This is a genomic window from Acidisoma sp. 7E03 (assembly GCF_054665075.1).
On record NZ_BAAFHE010000009.1, the window covers coordinates 124,494 to 132,160 of the forward strand.

The 7,667-nt window shown below is 66.9% G+C and carries 7 protein-coding genes; 6 read left to right on the top strand and 1 reads right to left on the bottom strand.

Features of this window, described 5'->3' with window-relative positions:
• Positions 1 to 6: 6 nt before the first annotated feature.
• Positions 7 to 678, bottom strand: coding sequence for a glutathione S-transferase family protein (locus ACYQ6W_RS15110; protein ID WP_459676434.1), 672 nt, complete (start codon positions 676 to 678; stop codon positions 7 to 9).
• A 135-nt stretch (positions 679 to 813) separates the two neighbouring features.
• Here ACYQ6W_RS15110 and ACYQ6W_RS15115 point away from each other — a divergent pair, with 135 nt between their 5' ends.
• The 6 genes from ACYQ6W_RS15115 to ACYQ6W_RS15140 all read left to right on the top strand — a co-directional run bounded on the left by ACYQ6W_RS15115 (position 814) and on the right by ACYQ6W_RS15140 (position 7,636).
• Positions 814 to 2,841, top strand: coding sequence for an AsmA family protein (locus ACYQ6W_RS15115; protein ID WP_459676437.1), 2,028 nt, complete (start codon positions 814 to 816; stop codon positions 2,839 to 2,841).
• 86 nt (positions 2,842 to 2,927) lie between these two features.
• Positions 2,928 to 3,947: a dipeptidase gene (locus ACYQ6W_RS15120; protein WP_459676624.1), complete on the top strand. Its 1,020-nt coding sequence runs from the start codon at positions 2,928 to 2,930 to the stop codon at positions 3,945 to 3,947.
• Positions 3,944 to 4,771, top strand: coding sequence for an aldo/keto reductase (locus ACYQ6W_RS15125; RefSeq protein WP_459676439.1), 828 nt, complete (start codon positions 3,944 to 3,946; stop codon positions 4,769 to 4,771). Before ACYQ6W_RS15120 ends, ACYQ6W_RS15125 begins: the two co-directional genes overlap by 4 nt.
• Before the next feature lie 52 nt (positions 4,772 to 4,823).
• Positions 4,824 to 5,771 carry an aldo/keto reductase gene (locus ACYQ6W_RS15130; RefSeq protein WP_459676441.1) on the top strand — a complete coding sequence of 316 codons (948 nt, stop codon included), beginning with the start codon at positions 4,824 to 4,826 and terminating at the stop codon, positions 5,769 to 5,771.
• 28 nt (positions 5,772 to 5,799) lie between these two features.
• A complete protein-coding gene (locus ACYQ6W_RS15135; protein ID WP_459676443.1) occupies positions 5,800 to 6,645 on the top strand; it encodes an oxidoreductase in 846 nt (281 codons plus the stop codon).
• Between the two features lie 4 nt (positions 6,646 to 6,649).
• Positions 6,650 to 7,636, top strand: a complete 987-nt coding sequence (locus ACYQ6W_RS15140) for an aldo/keto reductase (RefSeq protein ID WP_459676446.1) — start codon at positions 6,650 to 6,652, stop codon at positions 7,634 to 7,636.
• The last annotated feature ends 31 nt before the right edge of the window (positions 7,637 to 7,667 follow it).

The following is a 7,667-nucleotide window of genomic DNA, read 5'->3' on the forward strand; positions in this document are numbered from 1 at the left end:
TCCCCGTCAGGCGGTGATGTGGCGGAAGAGCGCGCGGCGCGCCGCCTCGTCGGTTTCGGTCTTGAAGGCGTGGCGGCTCTTCAGCGCCTCCGCCCGCTGCGCGGCGGGGCGCGCGTTCATGGCGTCCATGAACCGCTTGAGGTTAGGAAGAAATTCCCACGCGTCCGGCCCGATCACGAAGGGCACCATGCGTGCCCAGCCCCACAGCGCCATGTCGACAATGGTATAGGTCTCGCCCATCATAAAGGACCGCGTGGCGAGGCGGGTATCGACGATGCCGTAATGGCGCTTCGCCTCGAAGAGGTAGCGTTCGACCGGGTAGTCCTTGGGCTCCGGGGCGAAATGGCGGAAATGGACGCATTGGCCGGAATAGGGGCCGATGCCGGTGGCGACGAACATCAGCCAGGACAGCATCTCGCCGCGATCCCCAGGCGCGCTCAGGAATCGATCCGTCTTTTCGGCCAGATAGAGCAGGATGGCATTGCTATCGAAGATTATTTTCCCATCATCATCGATGACCGGCACTTTGTGGTTAGGATTTAATGCATCGAACGCGGGCGTATGCTGCTCACCGAGGCGCGTATCCACCGGCACCGTCTCGTAGGGCAGCCCCGATTCCTCGAGGAAGAGCGCGACCTTCATCGGGTTCGGCGCCATGTTGTAGTAGAACTTGATCATCTAGCCTCCCTCGGGCCGGTGGCCCCGTGCGCCGCCTCACGCGATTGCGTTCGGCCGCGGGCGGCCGGGCGGACAGCTCTTCCTGAAATGTCGCAAATTCATCCCTAAGTCTCAGAAAAGACCAGGGATCGCAGGATGACAAGACGGGGTTGGCGGAGGCTTTCGCTTTTCGGGGGCGTGCCACTCCTCGTCATCCTCCTTCTCATCCTGTTCTGGAGTTGGGACTGGTTCATCCCCCTGGTGGAGGCGCAAGCCTCCTCTGCGCTCGGGCGGCCGGTCAACATCACCCATCTCCATGTGCGCCTCGGCCGTCAGACGCGGATCGCGGCGGATGGCGTCGTGGTGCAGAATCCGAAGGATTTCCCGGGCGATACTCCGCCCCTCGCCCGCATCGCCCATCTCGGCATCACCCTCGACGTGATGGCCTATCTCCATCACCGCATTCTCTCGATCCCGGTGATTGACGTCGCGGGCCCCGAACTCGAACTGCGGCAACTGCCCGACGGCCACAACAACTACACCCTGGCCCTGAAGCCCGCGAAGACGGCGCCCGGCGAAAAGCCCTCCCCCTCGCCCAAGCTCGGCAGCCTGACGATCGAGGATGGCCGGCTGCACGCCGTCATACCGAAGCTCAAGGCCGACATGACGGCGGACATCGAGACGGCGAAGGCCGAAGGTGTCATCGCCGATCACGGCCAGACAACGGAAGTGCGCGCGAAGGCCAAGGGCACCTATGCCGGCCAGCCGATCACCGCCGCCCTGCTGACCGGGGCGCTGCTGTCGGTGACGGACAAGCAGACCCCGTTCCCGATCGACCTCCACATCGCCAACGGCGACACCAAGGTCGCCCTGGCCGGCACCGTGCAGGACCCGCTGGCCTTCGCCGGCACCGATCTCGACCTGACGCTGCAGGGGGCGAACATGGCGGACCTCTATCCGCTGACGGGCATTCCCATCCCCAAGACCCCTGCCTACAAGATCACCGGCAAGCTGAACTACGAGACGGCGACGCGCCGCATCCGCTTCGACAATTTCCACGGCGTCGTCGGCAACAGCGACCTCGAGGGCACGATCGTCGAGGAGCCCGAGGGCAAGAAGCCCGAGGTCACGATGGATCTGCAGTCCCGCCGGGTGGACCTCGCCGATCTCGGCGGCTTCCTCGGCACCAATCCGGGCCGCGCGACGACCAAGACGGCGACGCCCGCACAGCGCCAGGCCGCGGCGAGTGGCGCCCGGTCCGGCCGCCTTCTGCCGACGGCCCCGATCAACCTGCCCAAGCTCGACGCCGCCAACATCCACCTGAAATACAACGGCCATCACATCGAGGGCCGCAACCTGCCGCTCGACAGCCTGATCGTCACCATGGACGTGGTGGATGGCGCAGTGCGGCTGCATCCGCTGATCTTCACCATCGGCAGCGGGCGCGTGCAGGGCGACATCGCGATCTCCCCGGTCAGCGACAAGCGGGTCAAGCTCAAGGCGGACGTCCATTTCGACCAGGTGGACGTCTCCCGCCTGATGGCGGCGACACATGCCTTCCGCGGTGCCGGCGCCATCGGTGGCCGCGCGACGATCGACGGCACCGGCAATTCGGCTGCGACCATCCTGGGGGACGGCAATGGCGGGCTCGCCATCTACATGGCAGGCGGCAGCCTGAGCGCCCTGCTCATCGATCTGTCCGGCCTCGAATTCGGCAAAGCCCTTCTCTCCGCCCTGGGCGTGCCGAACCAGACACCGGTCAACTGCATGATTGCTGATTTCGACCTGCGCCAGGGGCAGGTCACCACCCAGGCGCTGCTGGTCGATACCGGTGAGGCGCTGATCGGCGGCACCGGTGCGATGAACCTCAAGAGCGAGGTAATCAATTTCGAAATTCAAACGAGATCGAAGGGCTTCAGCATCGGCAACCTGCCTGCGCCGATCCGCATCGGTGGCACGCTCGGTAAACCCGCGATCGGCATCGGCGTGAAGGAGCTGGCAGCCCGTGGCGGGCTGGCCGCGGCCCTTGGCTTTCTCGCGGCGCCGCTTGCAATCTTGCCGACCATCGACTTCGGCGTGGGCGATCCGCACAAATGCGGAGAGTTGGTCTCGGCGGTGAAATCCCAGGTGCGGCAGGGAAAGCCGGGACAGGCGGTGCCGGGAACACCGGCGATCAAGAAATAGCGTGCCGTGGCAACAGACCTGCGCACGCCCTTGACGGATCAGCCGGGGCGGCGAAGCCTGCCGCCATGAACGATGCTCCCATGATGATGACGGATCGGCAGCTGCATGATGCGTTGCTGACCATCGACAGCCATATCGACATTCCCTGGCCCACCGGCCCGAGCGCCTTTGAAGACGGCCCCCGCCGCGTCGATCTGCCGAAGATGCGGCGCGGCGGCATGGGGGCAGGCTGCTTCGCCGCCTACGTGCCGCAGGGCAAGCGGGACGCGGAAGGCTTCGAGATGGCCTACGCCCGCGCCGTCGCCATGCTGGGCGCCATCCGTGGCATGGGCGAAGCCGGCGACAATGCGGCGGGGATCGCGGGGCGCCTGGCCACCTCCGTCGCCGAGATCGAAGCTGCCCGGCTGGACGGTGCCCCCGCCATCATCCCGGCCGTGGAGAACGGCCACGCCATGGGTCTCGACCTGGACCGGCTGAACCGGTTTCGCGACCTCGGCGCGCGCTACATGACGCTGACCCATAACGGCCATAACGCGCTGTCCGATTCCGCCGTGCCGCGGCGCGACCTCGGCGACGGCGAGACGCTGCATGGCGGCCTCTCCGATCTCGGCCGCGCCGCCATCCAGCGCATGAACCGGCTCGGCATGATGGTGGACGTCTCCCACGTCGCGAAAGCGGCGATGATGGAGGCAACGCAGCTGTCCGAGACCCCGGTGCTCGCCACCCATTCCTGCTGCCGCGCCCTCTGCGACCATCCCCGCAACCTCGACGACGAGCAGCTCGACCGGCTGGCCGAGACCGGCGGGCTGGCGCAGATCACCCTCGTCTCGTTCTTCCTCAAGCTCGGGCGGAAGGAAAGCGAAGTCACGCTCGCCGATTTCGTCGATCACATCGACTACGCCGTGCAGCGCATGGGGATTGCCCATGTCGGCATCGGTACCGATTTCGATGGCGGCGGCGGCGTGGTCGGCTTCCACGATGCGAGCGAGGCCCCGGCCGTGACCGCCGAACTGATCCGCCGCGGCTATGACCGCGCGGCGATCGCGGCGCTGTGGGGCGGCAACTTCCTCCGCCTCCTGCGTATGGCTGAGGAGGCGCAAGGATGAAAGAGATTGCCGTTCCGAACGGGCGGGCCATGCCCGTCATGGGCCTCGGCACCTGGCGCTTCGGGGAGGATCGGGCGGCGCAGGCCGAGGAGGTGCGGGTCATCCAGCGCGCCATCGACCTTGGCGTGACGCTGATCGACACGGCCGAGATCTACGGACAGGGCGGCTCGGAGCGGGTGGTGGGAGAGGCGATCCGCGGCCGACGGGACGGGCTCTTTCTCGTCAGCAAGGTGGCGCCGAGCCACGCCGATGCGGCGGGCACGCGACGGGCCTGCGAGGCGAGCCTCAAGCGCCTCGGCACCGATCATCTCGATCTTTACCTGCTGCACTGGCGCGGCGGCGTGCCGGTGGAAGAAACGGTCACCGCCTTCGAAGAGCTGCGCGCCGAGGGCAAGATCCGTGCCTGGGGCGTCTCCAATTTCGACGTCGAGGACATGGAGGATATTCCGGCCACGGTTCAATGCAGCGCGAACCAGGTGCTGTATAACCCGCAATCGCGGGGGATCGAGTTCAGTCTTCTTCCCTATTGCCAGTCCCGGCACATTCCCATCATGGCCTACACGCCCTTCGGCCAGTCCGGGCGCGTGCTGAGGCATCCGGCCATTGCCCGGGTCGCCGAGCGGCATCGGGCCACGCCCGGCCAGGTAATTCTGGCCTGGGGGCTGCGCCATCCAGGCGTTGCCACCATTCCGAAGACGGCGACGCACGAGCGGGTCGACGAGAATCTCGGCGCGCTCGACCTCGCCCTCGATGCGGCCGATCTCGCCGAGATCGACCAGGCCTTTCCTCCGCCGCGCCGCAAGCGCGCCCTCGAAATGCTGTGAGGACAACGACATGACTCTGGGCACACGGCGGCTGGGCCGCCAAGGATTGACCGTGTCCGCGATTGGTCTCGGCTGCATGGGGTTCAGCCAATCCTACGAGCCGGCGGTGGAAGCGGAGTCGATCGCGACCATCCACCGCGCGATCGACCTGGGCTGCACCTTCCTCGATACCGCCGAAGTGTACGGGCCCTTCGCCAATGAGGAACTGCTGGGCCGTGCCCTGGAAGGCCGGCGGGACCAGGTGACGATCGCGACCAAGTTCGGCTTTCGCATCGAGGATGGGAAGCCGATCGGCACCGACAGCCGCCCCGAGCAGATCCGGAACGTGGTGGAGGCGTCCCTCAAGCGCCTGCGTACCGATCGCATCGACCTGCTCTACCAGCACCGGGTTGACCGCAACGTCCCCATCGAAGAGGTGGCCGGCGCGGTCGGAGACCTCATCCGCGCCGGCAAGGTGAAGTATTTCGGCCTCTCCGAAGCCGGTGTCGGCACCATCCGCCGCGCCCATGCCGTGCAGCCGGTGACCGCCGTGCAGAGCGAATATTCGCTCTGGGAGCGCAATCTGGAGGCCGACGTGATCCCCGCGCTGAAGGACCTCGGCATCGGCTTGGTCCCCTTCTCGCCCCTCGGCCGTGGCTTCCTGACGGGCCAGGCGAAGCGCGCCGAAGACTATCCGGAGAGCGACTTCCGGCATGGCGATCCGCGCTACCAGGGCGCCAATTACGACGCCAACATGGCAGCGGCCGCCGCCGTGCGGGAGCTTGCGGAGGCCCGGGGTGCGACGGCCGCGCAGATCGCGCTCGCCTGGATCCTCAATAAGAGCGAGGATTTTGTTCCTATCCCTGGTACTCGCCACGTCCGCAATCTGGAAGCGAACATCGGCGCGGCGGCGATCCGCCTGACATCCGAGGACATGGCGACGCTGGAAGCGGCCCTCGGCGCCGGCAAGATCGCCGGCCCGCGCTACAATGAATCCCGCATGGCGATGGTCGATCGCTGAGCGCGACCATCATAGGAAAGGAATCCCAATGACCCAGGACAAATCGGTCTGGTTCATCACCGGCTGCTCCACCGGCTTCGGCCGCGATCTGGTCGGGCTGCTGCTGCGGCAGGGCTATGCGGTGGTGGCGACCGCGCGTGACGTCACGAAGATCGGCGGCCTGGTGGAGGGCCACGAAGACCGCGCCCTCGCCCTTGCCCTCGACGTGACCGACCAGGATGCCATCCGCCACGCCGTGCGCCAGGCCGAGGAGAAGTTCGGCCGTATCGACGTGCTCGTGAACAATGCCGGCTACGGCTACATGGCGGCGATCGAGGAAGGTGAGGACAGTGCGGTGCGAACCATGTTCGACACCAACGTCTTCGGCCTGATCGACATGACCAAGGCGGTTCTGCCCGGCATGCGGCAGCGCCATTCAGGTTTCATCGTCAACCTTTCCTCCATCGCGGGGCTGCGCGCCTTCCCCGGAAGCGGCTACTATTCGGCGACCAAGCATGCGGTGGAAGCCGTGTCCGAATCCCTCGCGCAGGAAGGGGCGCCGCTCGGCATCAAGGTTCTGCTGGTCGAGCCCGGGCCCTTCCGCACGGATTTCGCCGGCCGCTCGCTGATCCGCTCCAAGACCGTGATCGAGGATTACGACAGCACGGTGCATGCCCGGCTGCGCATGATGGCGAACTACAGCGGCAGCCAGAAGGGCGACCCGGTGCGCGCGGCGCAGGCGATCATCGACGTCGTGGCGGCGCCGAACCCGCCGCTGCGTCTCGTGCTCGGCCAGATGGCGCTGGACGGCGCGCGCGAGAAGCTCGCCCAGGTCGCGGCCGACATCGACGCCTGGGAAGAGACCACGCGCGGCGCCGATTTCCCGGAAGGCTGAGACGATGAAACAGCGCAAGCTTGGGACCCACGGGCCCCTCGTCAGCGAGCTCGGGCTCGGCTGCATGGGCATGTCGGCCTTCTACGGCGGGCGGGACGAGGCGGAATCGATCGCGACCCTGCGGCACGCGGTGGAACGCGGCGTCACCTTCTTCGACAGCGCCGACGTCTACGGCTTCGGTGCCAACGAAACCCTGGTTGGGCGCGTGCTCGGCCCGGTGCGGGACCACGTCGTGATTGCCACCAAGTTCGGCAACACCTGGGATTCCGAGGGCAAGCGCGGGCCAGTGCGGGGCGACGCGGCCTATGTGAAGGCGGCCTGTGAGGCGAGCCTGCAGCGGCTTGGGCTCGAGGTGATCGACCTCTACTATCAGCACCGGGTCGATCCGCGCGTGCCGATCGAGGAGACGGTGGGCGCGATGGCCGAACTGGTGCGGGAAGGCAAGGTGCGGCATCTCGGCCTGTCGGAAGCGGGGCCGGAGACGATCCGCCGCGCCCATGCCGTGCATCCGATCGCGGCACTGCAGACGGAATATTCTCTCTGGTCGCGCGAACCTGAGACCGAAATCCTAATGGTCACGCGGGAGCTGGGCATTGCCTTCGTGCCTTATAGCCCGCTCGGCCGTGGCTTCCTCACCGGCCAGATCCAGCGTGTCGAGGATCTTGAGCCCGACGACTGGCGCCGCACCTCGCCCCGCTTCCAGGGCGAGAATTTCGCCAAGAACATGGAACTCGCGGCGAAGATCCGCGCTGTCGCAGAGGCGCGGGGCTGCACGCCGGGGCAGTTGGCCCTGGCATGGGTCCTGGCGCAGGGAGAGGACATTATTCCTATCCCAGGCACCAAGCGTCGGACGTATCTCGACGAGAATCTCGGTGCGACCGAGATCACCCTGAGCGCGGCGGAGCTCGCGGAGATCGACGCGATCCTCCCGGCCTCCGCGGTCGCCGGGGAGCGCTACGCCCCCGAAGGCATGAAGGCCGTGGGCCTGTGAGGCGGCGGAGAGGCGCCCCCGCGCCTCTCCG